Consider the following 14,591-nt stretch of genomic DNA (forward strand, 5'->3'; position numbering starts at 1 on the left):
CAAACCCGCGCAGCTTTACGAAAGAGAGGCCGGTCATGATGCTGGATGTCAAATCGTTCCAATTACAGTCTTTTCTGCCCCTGCCCTATGAGGAGGTCCTGGCGCCGCGGCTGAAGCGGGCCCATGAGAAGCTCCAGAGCGGCAGCGGTGCCGGCGGAGAGTTCACCGGCTGGGTCCATCTGCCCCGGGACTATGACCGGGAGGAGTTCGCCCGCATCCAGGCGGCCGCGTCCCGGATCCGGGCCAACTCCCAGGCCCTGGTGGTCATCGGGATCGGCGGCTCGTACTTAGGCGCCCGGGGTGTCATCGACTGCCTGCGCTCTCCCAATTACAACCTGAAGCGCAAGGATACCCCCAACATCTACTTTGTGGGCAACGGCCTTTCCTCCGACGCTATGGGGGAGGTGCTGGACCTGGTGGCGGATGTGGATTTCTCCGTCAACGTGATTTCCAAGTCGGGCACCACTACTGAGCCCGCCGTGGCCTTCCGCTTCTTCCGGGAGGCCTTGGAGAAGAAGTACGGCCGGGAGGGCGCCCGGGAGCGGATCTACGCCACCACGGACAAGGCCCGTGGCGCCCTGAAGTCCCTGGCGGACAGCGAGGGATGGGAGACCTTCGTGGTCCCCGACGACGTGGGCGGCCGATACAGCGTGTTGACCGCCGTGGGCCTGCTGCCCATTGCCGTGGCCGGGGTGGATATCACCGCCCTGATGCAGGGAGCGGCGGAGATGATGGAGACCTGCACCGAGGCTTCCTTCCGGTGCCCTGCCTGGCGGTACGCCGCCATCCGGTACGAGCTGTACCGGGCGGGCCGGTCCATTGAGCTCTTGGCCTGCTATGACCCGGCGTTCCGGTTCATGGCGGAGTGGTGGAAGCAGCTCTTCGGCGAGAGCGAGGGCAAGGAGGGCAAGGGCCTCTTCCCCGCCAGCGTGGAGTTCACCGCGGACCTCCACTCCATGGGCCAGTACATCCAGGAGGGCAAGCGCCTGATGTTTGAGACCGTGGTGCGCCTGGGTCCCTCCGACCGACAGCTGACAGTCCCGGCGGACGAGGCGGACGGCGACGGGCTGAACTTCCTGGCGGGCAAGTCCCTGGACTTCATCCGGGACCGGGCCATGGAGGGCACCCTGCTGGCCCACACGGAGGGCGGCGTGCCCAACCTGATCGTGGAGACCTCCGGCAGGACGCCGGCAGACCTGGGGCAGCTGATCTACTTTTTCGAGTACGCCTGCGGCCTCTCCGGCTATCTGCTGGACGTGAACCCTTTCGATCAGCCGGGGGTGGAGGCCTACAAGAAGAATATGTTCGCCCTGCTTGGCAAGCCGGGCTATGAAGACCGGCGGGCGCAGCTGGAGAGCAAGCTGGAGGGGTGACCAGCCTCGGATTGGGCGGCACCCGTCCTGCCGCCCACTGTCAATCTCCATTATGAACAAAGTTTGAATCTTCATTTCTCCATTGTTTTTCACGCGATCTTGTGGTATGCTTAACATACCGAATTTCCCCCAGCGACTTTAATTGACAGGAGTGATTACTATGGTCAGACTGATTATGGGCGTGAAGGGCTCCGGCAAGACCAAGCAGCTCATTGAACTGATCAACAACGCGGCGAAGGACGAGCCCGGCAACGTGGTTTGCATCGAGGCTAACCGCACCATGACATACGATATCCACTACCACATCCGCCTGATCGACGCCCAGGAGTACAATCTGGACAGCTACGAGCTCTTCCGGGGCTTCATCAGCGGCCTGTATGCGGGCAACTATGATATCTCCCATGTGTTCATCGACAACCTGTGCAAGACCATCGGCCGGGAAGTGGACAAGGACACCGAGAATTTCCTGAACTGGCTGGACGCCTTTGGCGAGAAGAACAACATCAAGTTCACCGTCACCATCAGCGCCGACCTCTCCCTGGCTACCGACGGGATGCAGAAGTTCCTGTAAGGCTGCTGCGCTTTCCCATATACACAGACGCCGCCTCTGCCAACTGGCAGAGGCGGCGTTTTTCAGGTTTCAGATTTGCACCTGGGAGGATCCGGCGTCCAGCCCCTCCAGCAGATTGTAATTGTCATAGTCCGCCACAGAGGACAGGTCGCTGAGGCACAGCTGGTCCACGCCGAAGAAAGCAGCCATCCGGGCCCGCTCCAGGGCGGCCTCGCCGTTGAGATACCACACCGCGGTGTCCCCGCTGCCGGAGGTGAGATAGGCGCAGGCGTAGCGGTCGGAGTAGTAATCTTTCGTCTGGGAGGCGGACAGCAGCTGCTCGATCTCGGCGGCGGAGGCCTGGCCGGTGTGCCGCCCATCCGTCCAGGCGGAGCCCGTGGTGGTCAGCAGCAGGCTGAGACAGTCGGAATCCACCTGGTCCGCCAGTTCGGCCAGGGCGTAGTAGACCTCCTCCAGCGGCGCCAGGGGGGCGATGGGGAAGTCCTCGGACACGTCGCCATAGTCCGCCACCCGCACCACCAGCTTGTCGGCCGGCTCACTCAGGGCGGCATAGTCATAGCCGTTGTATGCGGCTCCCTGCCAGACGGGCGCCTCCACCATCAAATAGAGCAGCCGGTCCTCTCCCAGTTCGGCCCGCAGCGCCTCCGCCAGCGCGGTGAAATCCTTCTTCTGGGCGGAAGAGAGCTCCGCCAGATCCAGAAACAGCCCCTCATAACCGCCGCTCTCCACCGCGGCCGCCAGCACCTCTGCGGTGTGGCTGGGGTCATCCTTCAGTGCCGAGGCGCTCCCGCCCACATGCAGCAGCGGCACGGCACCGGCGGCGGTGATGGTCTCCTGCAGGGCGGCTGCGGTCTCTGCATCGGGGGTACCGGCGAGCCGGGACTCCCCGGCGTAGATCAGCCGGGCGCCGCCCACCGCCACGGCGCCATAGCCGGTCAGGTCTGTCAGACCCTCCGCGGAATAGGCGATGCCGGTTTTCTCCGGGGCCGCGGCGTGATAGCTGTCATACAGCCGGATCAGCATGACCGCCGCCTGCTCCCGGGTGGCAGTCTGATCCGGGGAGAAGGTGGTGGCCGCAGTGCCGTTCACCAGCCCCAGCTCATGGGCCATGGCGATATAGCCCACGTTGGTGGTCACATCTCGGAAGGGCATGGGCAGGTCCTGGGCCAAACCGGCGATGGTGCCGTAGCCCATAGCCCGCACCAGCATGACCGCCAGCTCCTCCCGGGTGATGGGCTCCCGGGGGCGGAACGTATCCGTCTGCCGGGTGATGGCCCCGTTGGCATAGGCGGTCTCCACCGCGCTGTAATACCAGGCACTCTTGTCCTGGTTGTCCGTATAGGCCCCGGCCTCCGGTGTTACCATCTCCCAGCCGAACAGGCGGCACAGGGCCACCACAAAGGCCCCCCGGGTCATGGGAGCCCCCAAGCCGAAGCGGGTGGGCGTCTGCCCCTGGAACAAGCCCAGGTCCACAGCCCGACGGATGGAGTCCGCCGCCCAGTGGCTCTCCGGCACGTCGGAAAAGCCGGTGGAGGCCGCTGCCGCGGGCGCCGGCAGCGCCGCTGTCACCAGCAGGGCGCAGAGCAGCGCGCAGGAACAGAACCATTGCAGTCGTCTTTTCATGTTGTCATTCTTCGCTCCTTTAGCGTCAGATTTCTTTCAGATTCTGGCAGAGATGCCCGGATTCGCCCTCTGTCGGTATGCCATTGTACCAGAATCTGCCGCCGCCGTCAAACGAACGGTGTCGGAACGCAGAAAAACCTTTACGTTTCACCCCTTGCCTGCTATAATAATTTAGTTATGATGGCTTTTTATTACCTTTGAAAGGGAGGGAACGTGCCATGAGATTCAAAAAATGGAACATCGGGACCCCGGCTGAGCGGGACGTTGCCCTCCTGCGGAGTGCCGGATACCCCTATCTCCTCTCCACGGTCCTGGCGGCCCGGGGTGTCACCACTGCCGAGGCGGCGGCCGAGGCGCTGGAGCGGGACAGGAGCCTCAGCATGTCCCCCATGCTGATGCGGGATATGGACAAAGCCGTCGCCCGCATCCAGCGGGCGATCAGCCAGGGGGAGACCATCGCCGTGTTCGGCGACTACGACGTGGACGGCATCACTTCCACGGTTCTGCTGATGGACTATCTCAAAAGCTGCGGCGTCCGCTGCCTGCGGCATATTCCCCGCCGGATCGAGGAGGGCTATGGCCTGTCCAAGGAGGCCATCCAAGGCCTGCGGGACCAGGGCGCCACGCTGATGATCACCGTGGACTGCGGCATCACCGGCAACGAGGAGGTGGACTTCGCTGCCTCCATCGGGCTGGATGTGGTCATCACCGACCATCATGAGTGCAAGGAGGAGCTGCCGCGGGCGCTGGCAGTGGTGGACCCCCACCGCAGCGACTGCCCCTATCCCTTCAAGCATCTGGCGGGAGTGGGTGTGGCGCTGAAGCTGGTGCTGGCCCTGGGAGGCGAGAGCCGGGAGGATGCCCTGTTCGCCCGGTACTGCACCCTGGCGGCCATTGGCACCATCGCCGACGTGATGCGGATGGAGGGGGAGAACCGCACCATCGCCTTCTGCGGGCTGGAGGCCCTGCCCCACACGGACTTCGTGGGCGTCCACGCCCTGCTGAAGGAGGCGGGGCTTCTGGGCAAGCCCATCACCTCTGTCCAAATCGGCTTTGTGCTGGCCCCCAGGATCAACGCCGCTGGCCGCATGGGTGCGGCGGATCTGGCCGCGGACCTGCTGGAGACCGATGACCCCGCCCGGGCCGAGGAGCTGGCAAAGGCTCTGTGTGACCTAAACCGGGAGCGGCAGGCGGTAGAGCAGGCCATCTGCGCCGACGCCACCGAGAAGATCGAGCGCCTCCGGGCCGAGGACCGCAGCGCCCTGGTCCTCTCCAGCGAGGACTGGCACCAGGGCGTGGTGGGGATTGTGGCCTCCCGCCTCAGCGAGAAGTACGCCTGCCCAAGCTTCATGATTCATCTAAAAGACGGCGTGGGCAAGGGTTCCTGCCGGTCCTACGGCGGGTTTAACCTGTTTTCCGCGCTGGAGTCCTGCGCCGACCTGCTGGAGGGCTTCGGCGGCCACGAGTTGGCGGCGGGCTTTACCATCTCCGAGGAGAACATCGACGCCTTCCGGGCCCGGATGAACCGGTATGTCCGCTCCGCCTCCGGCGGGGAACGGGCGGTATCCTGCCTGGACGTGGACGCGCCCATCTCCTGCCCCGGCGAGGTGACGCTGGCGGAGGTGGAGCAGCTGGACCAGCTGGAGCCCTATGGCGCGGGTAATCCCCGGCCGGTGTTCGCCCTGCTGGGCGCCACGGTGGACGTCCTGCAGCCCGTGGGCCAGGGGAAGCACCTGAAGCTCCGCCTCTCCAAGGGCACGTGCCGGTTTGACGCCATCTTCTTCTCCATGACGGAGGAGACGTGCGGCGTGGCGGCGGGCATGCGGGTGGACGCGGCCTTTTATCTCCAGGCCAATACCTTCCGGGGCAATACCACCCTGCAGCTGCAGCTCATCGACATCCGCCCCTCTCTGACCCCCAGCCGCCATGAGGCGGCGGACCTGGACCTGCTCCACCGCCTCGTGGCGGGAGAGGGCCTCACCGGGCAGGAGCGGGCCCGGCTCCAGGCGTCCCGCAGCCAGTTCGCCGCCTTTTGGACCGTGCTGGAGCGGCAGCTCCGCCGGGGAAAGGCGGAGGAGGAGATGCTGCCCTTTCTGCGGCGGCTGTCGGCACTCTCCGGCGGGTGTGAGAGCTTCCTCCGGGCCGGCCTGGCCCTGGCCGTGTTCCAGGAGCGGGGCCTGATCGCCCTGTCCGTCCAGGGGGACCAGGTGACGCTTTCGCTGAATCCCATCCAGGGGAAGGTGGATCTCTTCGCCTGCCCCTATCTGTCCCGCCTGCGGGAGGACGCCGCCGGCAAGAGTGGAGGTGTTGTGTCATGACCATTCAGGAACAGTATGAGAACCTGGAAAAGACTGTCCGGGGCTACAATCCTGCGGCAGACTTCCAGCACATCCGGGCGGCCTTTGAATTTGCGGCAGAGGCCCACAAGGACCAGAAGCGCAAGAGCGGGGAGCCCTATATCATCCATCCCCTGGCGGTGGCGCAGATTGTGGCGGAGGAGCTGCGGCTGGACAGCGAGTCCATCGAGGCCGCCCTGCTCCACGACGTCATCGAGGACACCGCCGCCACCCACGAACAGGTATCCAAACTCTTTTCACCCACCATCGCCGACCTGGTGGAAGGCGTCAGCAAGCTGACCCGCATCCAGTACGCCACCAAGGAAGACGAGCAGATGGAGAACCTGCGGAAGATGCTCATCGCCATGAGCAAGGACATCCGGGTGATCCTCATCAAGATCTCCGACCGGCTCCACAACATGCGGACCATGGAGTACCAGTCTCCCGCCAAGCAGAAGCAGAAGTCTCTGGAGACTATGGAGATCTACGCCCCCATCGCCCACCGGCTGGGTATGCAGCGCATCAAGTGGGAGCTGGAGGACCTGTCCTTAAAATATCTGGACCCCATTGGCTACGAGGAAATCGTCTCCAAGCTGGAGGCCAAGCACCAGGAGTACGAGGACTTCATGCGCCGCATCCAGATCCAGATCGACGACCGGCTGAAGGAGCTGGACATCGATCACATCGTCTACGGCCGGATGAAGCATCCCTACTCCATCTACCGGAAGATGTTCAACCAGAACAAGAGCCTGGACGAGATCTTCGACCTGTTCGCCTTCCGGGTGATCGTGAACACGGTGGGGGACTGCTACAACGTTTTGGGTGTCATCCATGATCTCTACAAGCCCATTCTGGGCCGCTTCAAGGACTATATCGGCACTCCAAAGCCCAACGGATATCAGTCCCTCCACACCACGGTCATCGGCGCGGACGGCCTGCCCTTCGAGGTGCAGATCCGCACCAAGGAGATGCACGAGATCGCCGAGTACGGCGTGGCCGCCCACTGGAAATACAAGCAGAACGGCCAGGGCGCCGGCACCGAAGGGCGCTACGAGTGGGTCCGCCGTTTGCTGGAAAACCAGGAGGGCGCGGACGCAGAGGACTATATCCACTCTCTGAAGATCGATATGTTCTCCGATGAGGTGTTCGTCTTCACACCGGGCGGCGACGTGCAGAACCTGCCCGCCGGCGCCACGCCCATCGACTTTGCCTACGCCATCCACTCCGCCGTGGGCAACCGGATGGTGGGCGCCAAGGTGAACGGCCGGATCGTCACGCTGGACCATGTGCTGAAAAACGGCGACATCGTGGAGATCCTCACCTCCAAGAACGCCAAGGGTCCCAGCCGGGACTGGATGAAGATTGCCAGAAGCAGCGAGGCCCGCAGCAAGATTCGCCAGTGGTTCAAGAAGGAGAAGAAAGAGGAGAACATCGCAAACGGCCGTGCCGCCTTCGAGGCGGAGCTGAAGCACTGCGGCATCTCCATGAAGGACGTTCTCTCGCCGGAGATGCTGCCGGTGCTGTTGAAGCGGGTGTCCTACGGCTCTCTGGACGACATGTACGCCGCCATCGGCTACGGCGGCTTCACCGCCCAGAAGGCAGTGAGCCGGATCCAGGGGGAGCTGAACCGGGTGGCGAAGCTCCACCAGGCGGAAAAGGCCGCCGAGGAGCTGGCGGAGGCCAAACCGGCGGAGCCTGCCAAACAGCCCTCCGCTCCCAAGCGGGTGAAGAGCGAGCAGGGCATCATCGTGGAGGGCCTGGATAACTGCCTGGTGAAGTTCTCCAAGTGCTGCACCCCGGTGCCGGGGGACGACATCATCGGCTTTATCACCCGGGGGTACGGCGTGTCCGTCCACCGGTGCGACTGTCCCAACGCCTCGGAGGAGAAGCGATCCCAGCCGGGGCAGGAGGGGCGCTGGATCAAGGTCTCCTGGGGCGGCGACACCAACGACAGCTATCCCACGATTTTGGAGGTGGTGTGCAAGGACCGGCAGGGCCTGCTGCTGGACATCTCCGCTGCCCTCTCCACGACGAATACCTTTGTGCTGGGCATCAACTCCCGCAGTACAGAGGACCAGTTTGCCATCTTCCGGCTGGAGATCCGGGTGAAGGACGGCGCCCAGCTGAAGTCCGTCATGAACAAGCTGAACCAGATCTCCGGGGTGCTGAAGGTCAACCGACCGGCGGGGTGAGAGCGGCTTCCGCCGGGGTGATTCGATGGCGGAAGAGCTTCCGGGGGGATGTAGGGGCGGCGATCAACCGCCCGGAGATGATTTGGGCCGCCGAACGGCGGCCACGGGGGATTCTGCTCCCGCAGGGGGCCGCTTCCACGGGGGATGCGCCCCCCATTGTCGTCGTCGCAAAGTCCGCTCAGCTCCGTTTCCGCCTGCGGCGAAAACTGCGCCCGCTCCCTTGCTCCTCCTCTCCCCACCGCGCGGGGCGCGGCGGGGGCCCCTTTCGGTCTTGCCAAAAGAGAAATGGGCCGTGCACGGTCTAAAGAGAAAAGTGTGTGGCGCGCTGCGGTGCAGTGGCCCTCCGCGCTGACGGAGGTCGACGTATCGGTGCAAGCGCCGATTTTGGCCCGCCTTCGGGCACGCTTGGGCCTTCTGCGATTTTCCTAACTGCCGTCCCATGGCGGGAGTACCAACCTTGTCGGGGTGGTTATCGCATGGAATTGCTTCTCTTTTCGCTGCCGCTGGCTGCCCCTCGGGGGAACTGGCGTAGCGGGCCGATAAAGGCATCGGCCCCTACGGAGATACCGTCGGCCTTGCGCATTTTGTGGGGGCCGACCTGCGTGTCGGCCCTTGCGAGGGTGACGAAGGCCACAAGCCCGGTAGGGGCGGACGCCCTTGTCCGCCCGCCAGCACAAGCCGCCACAACCGCCCAGGCAGCGCGTAGCGACTGCGCAGCTGTTGGTGGCTCTGCCGTCTTACGGATGCGGCGTGCTCCCTGCGGGCAAGCGGAACGCGCGGAAGGAGGAGCCAGTAGAACACTGGTGACGGAAATACGGGGAGCGCCGCAGCGCGAGACAGGAAAAGAGGAGCGGTTCAAATGCGCCCGTGTCCTCCAATCCAAGACGCACTACGCCGCGGGAATCCGCCGCTAAGTCTGCACCGCACCCCGCCGCGCCCGTCGGGGGACCCTCGCAAACACGCAGGCACCCTCTCGCGCCGCCCCCCGTACAGCAACTTTGCACGCATGTGTAAAGTTGCGGCCAAAGCGCCTTTTTCTCTTATACCGGGCGCGGCGCGTTCTCTTTTTGGCGCTGACAAAAAGAGAATGGGGGCGCATCTGCACGGCCGTCAGCATGGCTGATATTCCCCGCAGAAATAGAAGCCTTCCATTTTGAGTGAACCATAGAAAGGAATCCATTGTATGCGTGCAGTTGTGACACGGGTGGCTGGTGCCTCCGTAACCATTGCCGGGAACGTCAACGGCCGGATCGGCCGTGGCTTCCTGGTGCTGCTGGGCGTGGGACCCAACGACACCGAGGAGACCGCCGACCGCCTGGCGGAGAAAATCTGCAACCTGCGGGTCTTTGAGGATGAAAACGGCAAAATGAATCTGAATCTGGAGCAGACAGGCGGTGCCCTGCTGGTGGTGTCCCAGTTCACCCTGTACGCGGACACCTCCTCCCGCCGCCCCGGCTTTACCGGCGCCGCCAAGCCGGACGCGGCCATCCCCCTGTATGAGCGATTCATGGCTCACTGCAGGGAGCGGGGCTTCGACGTTCAGCATGGGGAGTTCGGCGCTGATATGCAGGTGGACTCCCGGAACGACGGCCCCGTCACCATCCTCTTCGACACAGAGCGGCCCTTATGAGGGAAGCGGCGCAGGGCGGCGGCGAAATGGCGCCGCCGGAGCTGGTGCGGACGTTCTATGAGACCGTGGTCTCCCAGCACCGTCTGGAGGACCTGCCCCGCTTCGTCGAGGAGGGCTGCGTGCTCCGCCAGGGGGAGTGGACCACTCCCCTGGGTCCCGGCGGCATGGTGCGGCATCTGGCGGCTCTGCGGGAGACGTATCCGGATTACACGGTCCGCATCCTCCGCCAGCACTGGGCCGCGCCGTATGTCGTCTCCGAGTGTGTTATGGAGGGGACCCACCTGGGCCCTTGGCCCGGAACAGTCCCCACGGGAAAACGCCTGATCTTCACCGGCGTGAACATCGACCGGGTGGAGGGCGGAAAGATCGTGGAGCACGGCGGCGCTGTGAACACCTTTGAGACCCTGTGGGACGCGGGCATGATCCGCCCTGCGGAGTGACAGGGCATTTGTCCATTCCACACATGGGCGGGCGGGATTTCCGCCGCCTGCCTCTGATATTTTCATTTGGCAAGGGAGGTCTCCCATGAAGATCAAGTGCTTGCAGGTGGGCCCCATCGGCACCAACTGCTATCTCCTCTGCGACGAGGATGCCAAGACCTGCGCCGTCATTGATCCCGGCGGGGATGGGGCGCGGATCGCCGCCGCGGTGGCGGAAACCGGCTGTGTGCCCTGCGCCATCCTGCTGACCCACGGCCACTACGACCACACCGGCGCTGTGGGAGAGCTCCAGGCCAAATGGCCGGAGACCCCGGTGTATCTGAATCGCCGGGATGTGTACGCCGATGCCTGCACCCAGCAGCTGTTCCCGCTCCTCAGCGGGGACGTGCGGGACTACGACGAGGGGGACACGGTGGCTGTGGGCGGCCTGACGGTGACCGTTCTGGCCACCCCCGGCCACAGCGAGGGGTCTGTCACCCTCCGGTGCCAAGACGCCCTCTTCTGCGGGGATACGCTCTTTGCGGGCTCCTGCGGCCGGACGGACTTCCCCGGCGGGTCCATGGAGAAGATGATGGACTCTCTGCGGCGGCTGGGGCAGCTGGAGGGAGACCTCCGGGTCCTGCCCGGCCACATGGAGGCATCCACCCTGGACCGGGAGCGGCGCTGGAACCCCTATCTGCTCCAGGCCATGCAGTGAGGAGGGCGCGCCCATGAAACTGGTTTTCCGCGGCCATGACGAGCGGTATGTGGTGGAGCAGAGCCTGATGAATCTGTTCCCCGGGGAACTGCCTGTCTACGAGCCGATCACCCCAGGCGATGACAGCTGGGCCGTGATCTCGCTGGAGGAGACGGGGGACCTCTGCCGGGTGGCGGTCTCCCTCTGCCGGGGCGGCAAGACCACCGAGCAGACCTATCAGGAGCCCCTCTCCGGCGGCGATTTCCAGCGGGAGGGCCTCCGCCGCCACGCCGTCGGCGCCTGCTTCTTCCTGGCGGCCCGGGCGGTCACCGGCGTGACGCCCCCCTGGGGAATGCTCACCGGCGTCCGGCCCGACAAGCCGGTGACCTGGGCCCTGGAGGACGGGAAGTCCCCGGAAGAGGCCCGGGCGTATTTGGAGGAGCACTATTTCGTCACCCCCTCCCGGGCCGCCCTGGCCCTGGAGACCGGCGCCACCGCGGCCAAGGCCGCCCGGCGGCTGGAGAAGCGGGACATTGACGTGTACGTGGGCATTCCCTTCTGCCCAACCCGGTGCGCCTATTGCTCCTTTGTCAGCCAGTCGGTGGAGCGGAGCTTTGCCCTGGTGCCCCCTTATGTGGACGCCCTGTGTGGGGAGATCTCCGCCGGCGGCGAGATGGTTCGCCGGGCGGGACTGCGGGTGCGGACCTTCTACATGGGCGGCGGCACCCCCACCACCCTGACGGCGGAGCAGATGGACCGGGTCCTCACTGCTTTCGAGACCTCCTTCGACCGTACCGCCTGTGAGGAGATCACTGTGGAGGCGGGCCGGCCGGACACCATCACGGCGGAAAAGCTGGCGGTGCTCCGCGCCCACGGGGTCACCCGGGTCTCGGTGAACCCCCAGACCTTTGAAGAGAACGTGCTGCGGGCCATCGGCCGGTGTCACACGGCTGCGGACATCGACCGCGCCATGGGGCTGGTGGCCCGGTGCGGCTTCCCCCACGTGAACATGGACCTGATCGCCGGACTCCCGGAGGATACGGCGGAGGGCTTCCGCCGGTCCCTGGACCGGTGCCTGACCTACGGCCCCGACGATATCACCGTCCACACCCTGGCGCTGAAAAAGGGCAGCCGCATCCTGACGGAGGGACTGCGGATCCCCGGCGCGGAGACGGTGGCCGAGATGCTGGATTACGCCTCTCCGACCCTCCGGACCGCCGGATACCGTCCCTACTACCTATACCGGCAGAAGTACATGTCCGGCAGCTTTGAGAACATCGGCTGGTGCCGCAGCGGCGGCGAGTGCTGGTACAACGTGGACATCATGTCGGAGCTGTGCTCCATCCTGTCCTTCGGCGCCGCCGGGTCCACCAAGATGGTGGTGCCGGGCACCAACCAGATCCAGCGGGCGTTCAACGTGAAATATCCCACCGAGTATATCCAGCGGCCGGAGAAGTGGCAGGCCAACCAGACCGCCTTCGCCGCCTTTTATGAAGCACTGTGAAAGGAGCATCGCCATGGCCTATTCCCTGAAAGAGATCAACGACGCTGTCCGCTCTGACCCCAAGGGCTTTGCGGAGGCGTGCGACGCCGCCTTTGCCAAAAAAGTGGAGACGGCGGCCCAGAAGATTGCCGATCACCGGAAGGAGTCCCGCATCATCCTGTTGTCCGGCCCCTCCGGCTCCGGCAAGACCACCACGGCATTGAAGATCGAAGAGCAGCTGGAGAAAATGGGCATCCAGACCCACACCATCTCCATGGACAACTACTTCAACACCATCGACCCGGAGACGGCGCCCCGGAACCGGGAGGGCGCCATCGACTACGAGTCTCCCTTCTGCCTCGACATCGAGCTGCTGAACCGACACTTCTCCATGCTGGACCGGGGGGAGACCATCCACGTGCCCAAGTACGAGTTCGCCCGACAGATGCGCTCCGACATCCTGTCTCAGCCGCTGAAGCTGGGGCCCGACGAGCTGGCTATCTTTGAGGGCATCCACGCCCTGAACGACGTGATCGTGGGCAAGAATCCCAAGGCCTTCAAGCTGTATATCGCGGCCCGGTCCAATGTGGTGGACGAGGACGGCGCCGTGGTGTTCCAGCACCCCTGGCTGCGCCTGTGCCGCCGGATCGTGCGGGACTACAAGTTCCGGGGCAGCGACGCCAACTTCACCCTGAAGATGTGGCCCAATGTCCGCCGGGGGGAAAAGCTGTATATCTCCCCCTATAAGGAGAATGCGGACTTGATGTTCGACTCCTCCCTGCCGGATGAGGTGGCGGTGCTGAAGCCCTTCGTGGTCCCCCTGCTGGAGGCGCTGCCCCAGGGCAAGTACGAGATCGCGGACGACATCCTCCGGGGATTTGAGCGGATCGAGATCATGGAGGAGTCCAACATCGCCCCCAGCTCCCTGGTGCGGGAGTTCATCGGCGGCAGCATCTATCCCAGCTGAGCGGGGCTGCCCCTCTGCCCCAATCTTTCTTTGGAGGTCATACAAGCCATGAATGAGCGGTTGCAGGAACTGCTGGACGCGGTGCAGCGCACTGCCTCCCAGGTGGGCGGCAGTGCGGCGGATGCCGCCTACGGCATGGGAAAGCGGGCGGGAGAGCTCCTGTCCGTGGCCAAGCTGAATATCCGGATCATGGACCTGAAGGGAGCGGTGAGCACCGCCCTGCGGGAGGTGGGGGAGATGATCTACGCCACCCACACCGGCACCCTCACGGAGTCCGAGGTACTGCTGGCAAAGCTTCAGGAGATCGACGGGCTCCGCCAGCAGATCGACCGGCTGGAGCGGGAGATCGCTCGGCTCCAGGGCGGCGCGGTGTGCCCCTTCTGCGGGGCGGCCGCCCGGAGCGGCGACGTATTCTGCCGGGAATGCGGCCAAAAGCTGTAAGGAGGAAGCGTAAGATGGAATATACATTCGCACAATATCAGGAGAGCGCCCAGGCGCTGAGAGACCGCCTGGGGGCGTTCCGCCCCCGGTGCCTGCTGATCTTGGGCTCCGGCCTGGGCTCTTTGGGCAACGAAGTGGAGTCCCCCATTGCCGTCCCCTATGAGGATGTGCCCCACATGAAGCGATCCACCGCCCCGGACCACGCGGGCCGGTTCGTGTTCGGCCGCCTGGCGGGTCAGGACGTGGCGGTGATGCAGGGCCGCCTCCACACCTATGAGGGCTGGTCCTTTGAGGATGTCAGCTATCCCGTCCGGGTGCTACGGCTGCTGGGGGCGGAAACGCTGGTAGTCACCAACGCTGCCGGCGCGGTGAACACCGCCTTCTCCGCCGGGGACATCATGCTGATTACCGACCACATCAAACTCTTCGGTGTCAGCCCCCTTTGCGGCCCCAATCTGGAGGAGTTCGGCCCCCGGTTCCCGGACATGAGCCATGTGTACACGCCCCGACTCCAGGACACCGCCCGGGAGGCCGCGGAGGAGCTGTCCATCCCCCTGCGCCAGGGCGTCTATATGTACTTCCCCGGCCCCCAGTACGAAACGCCGGCGGAGGTCCGTGCCGCCCGGGTGCTGGGCGCGGACGCCGTGGGCATGTCCACGGTGCCGGAGGCCATTGTGGCCGCCCACTGCGGCATGGATGTGCTGGGCTTCACGCTCTGCACCAATATGGGGGCCGGGGTGCTGGACCAGCCTCTTTCCTCCGACGAGGTGCTTGCCGCCGCCGCCACGGCGGGGCCCCGGTTCTCTGCCCTGGTAAAGGCGTGTCTGGCCCGGTTATAAACGGCAGCGGCAGGCCATAG

The 14,591-nt window shown here is 64.8% G+C and carries 12 protein-coding genes; 11 read left to right on the forward strand and 1 reads right to left on the reverse strand.

Annotated features, from left to right (window positions below; all coding sequences use genetic code 11):
- The first annotated feature begins 38 nt into the window (after nt 1-38).
- Together DN611_RS00670 and DN611_RS00675 are read left to right on the forward strand one after the other, a co-directional pair.
- A complete protein-coding gene (locus tag DN611_RS00670) occupies nt 39-1,373 on the forward strand; it encodes a glucose-6-phosphate isomerase (protein WP_119311868.1) in 1,335 nt (444 codons plus the stop codon).
- 160 nt (nt 1,374-1,533) lie between these two features.
- Nucleotides 1,534-1,944, forward strand: a complete 411-nt coding sequence (locus DN611_RS00675; protein WP_021751350.1) for an ATP-binding protein — start codon at nt 1,534-1,536, stop codon at nt 1,942-1,944.
- A gap of 69 nt (nt 1,945-2,013) precedes the next feature.
- Here DN611_RS00675 and DN611_RS00680 read toward each other — a convergent pair whose 3' ends face one another.
- Entirely contained in the window at nt 2,014-3,567 is a 1,554-nt protein-coding gene (locus DN611_RS00680; protein WP_119310415.1) for an S-layer homology domain-containing protein, read from the reverse strand.
- A 218-nt stretch (nt 3,568-3,785) separates the two neighbouring features.
- Here DN611_RS00680 and recJ point away from each other — a divergent pair, with 218 nt between their 5' ends.
- The 9 genes from recJ to DN611_RS00725 all read left to right on the forward strand — a co-directional run bounded on the left by recJ (nt 3,786) and on the right by DN611_RS00725 (nt 14,571).
- Nucleotides 3,786-5,885, forward strand: coding sequence for a single-stranded-DNA-specific exonuclease RecJ (gene recJ, locus DN611_RS00685; RefSeq protein WP_021751353.1), 2,100 nt, complete (start codon nt 3,786-3,788; stop codon nt 5,883-5,885).
- Nucleotides 5,882-8,095, forward strand: a complete 2,214-nt coding sequence (locus tag DN611_RS00690; protein ID WP_036628787.1) for a RelA/SpoT family protein — start codon at nt 5,882-5,884, stop codon at nt 8,093-8,095. The genes recJ and DN611_RS00690 overlap by 4 nt, the downstream gene beginning before the upstream one ends.
- Nucleotides 8,096-9,278: 1,183 nt before the next feature.
- Nucleotides 9,279-9,725 (forward strand): D-aminoacyl-tRNA deacylase, encoded by a 447-nt coding sequence (gene dtd / locus DN611_RS00695; RefSeq protein ID WP_021748459.1) that lies wholly within the window; start codon nt 9,279-9,281, stop codon nt 9,723-9,725.
- Nucleotides 9,722-10,165 (forward strand): ester cyclase, encoded by a 444-nt coding sequence (locus DN611_RS00700; RefSeq protein WP_249390656.1) that lies wholly within the window; start codon nt 9,722-9,724, stop codon nt 10,163-10,165. Before dtd ends, DN611_RS00700 begins: the two co-directional genes overlap by 4 nt.
- Nucleotides 10,166-10,250: 85 nt before the next feature.
- A complete protein-coding gene (locus tag DN611_RS00705) occupies nt 10,251-10,862 on the forward strand; it encodes an MBL fold metallo-hydrolase (RefSeq protein WP_119310416.1) in 612 nt (203 codons plus the stop codon).
- A 13-nt stretch (nt 10,863-10,875) separates the two neighbouring features.
- Nucleotides 10,876-12,345, forward strand: coding sequence for a coproporphyrinogen dehydrogenase HemZ (gene hemZ, locus DN611_RS00710; protein ID WP_119310417.1), 1,470 nt, complete (start codon nt 10,876-10,878; stop codon nt 12,343-12,345).
- Nucleotides 12,346-12,358: 13 nt separating this feature from the next.
- On the forward strand, nt 12,359-13,291 hold the full coding sequence (locus tag DN611_RS00715) for a uridine kinase family protein (RefSeq protein ID WP_025545074.1): 933 nt from the start codon (nt 12,359-12,361) through the stop codon (nt 13,289-13,291).
- Nucleotides 13,292-13,339: 48 nt separating this feature from the next.
- Complete coding sequence (locus DN611_RS00720; protein ID WP_021748464.1) at nt 13,340-13,732, forward strand: zinc ribbon domain-containing protein; 393 nt, start codon at nt 13,340-13,342, stop codon at nt 13,730-13,732.
- A 14-nt stretch (nt 13,733-13,746) separates the two neighbouring features.
- The gene (locus tag DN611_RS00725) at nt 13,747-14,571 is read left to right on the forward strand and encodes a purine-nucleoside phosphorylase (RefSeq protein WP_119310418.1); all 825 of its coding nucleotides are present in this window, start codon (nt 13,747-13,749) and stop codon (nt 14,569-14,571) included.
- The last annotated feature ends 20 nt before the right edge of the window (nt 14,572-14,591 follow it).

Origin of the sequence: Oscillibacter sp. PEA192, assembly GCF_003574015.1 — a bacterium.
GTDB lineage: Bacteria > Bacillota > Clostridia > Oscillospirales > Oscillospiraceae > Oscillibacter > Oscillibacter welbionis.

Coding starts and splice junctions, on each gene's coding strand:
- DN611_RS00670 (WP_119311868.1), top strand. CDS start 39: ATGCTGGATGTCAAATCGTTCCAATTACAGTCTTTTCTGCCCCTGCCC.
- DN611_RS00675 (WP_021751350.1), top strand. CDS start 1,534: ATGGTCAGACTGATTATGGGCGTGAAGGGCTCCGGCAAGACCAAGCAG.
- DN611_RS00680 (WP_119310415.1), bottom strand. CDS start 3,567: ATGAAAAGACGACTGCAATGGTTCTGTTCCTGCGCGCTGCTCTGCGCC.
- recJ (WP_021751353.1), top strand. CDS start 3,786: ATGAGATTCAAAAAATGGAACATCGGGACCCCGGCTGAGCGGGACGTT.
- DN611_RS00690 (WP_036628787.1), top strand. CDS start 5,882: ATGACCATTCAGGAACAGTATGAGAACCTGGAAAAGACTGTCCGGGGC.
- dtd (WP_021748459.1), top strand. CDS start 9,279: ATGCGTGCAGTTGTGACACGGGTGGCTGGTGCCTCCGTAACCATTGCC.
- DN611_RS00700 (WP_249390656.1), top strand. CDS start 9,722: ATGAGGGAAGCGGCGCAGGGCGGCGGCGAAATGGCGCCGCCGGAGCTG.
- DN611_RS00705 (WP_119310416.1), top strand. CDS start 10,251: ATGAAGATCAAGTGCTTGCAGGTGGGCCCCATCGGCACCAACTGCTAT.
- hemZ (WP_119310417.1), top strand. CDS start 10,876: ATGAAACTGGTTTTCCGCGGCCATGACGAGCGGTATGTGGTGGAGCAG.
- DN611_RS00715 (WP_025545074.1), top strand. CDS start 12,359: ATGGCCTATTCCCTGAAAGAGATCAACGACGCTGTCCGCTCTGACCCC.
- DN611_RS00720 (WP_021748464.1), top strand. CDS start 13,340: ATGAATGAGCGGTTGCAGGAACTGCTGGACGCGGTGCAGCGCACTGCC.
- DN611_RS00725 (WP_119310418.1), top strand. CDS start 13,747: ATGGAATATACATTCGCACAATATCAGGAGAGCGCCCAGGCGCTGAGA.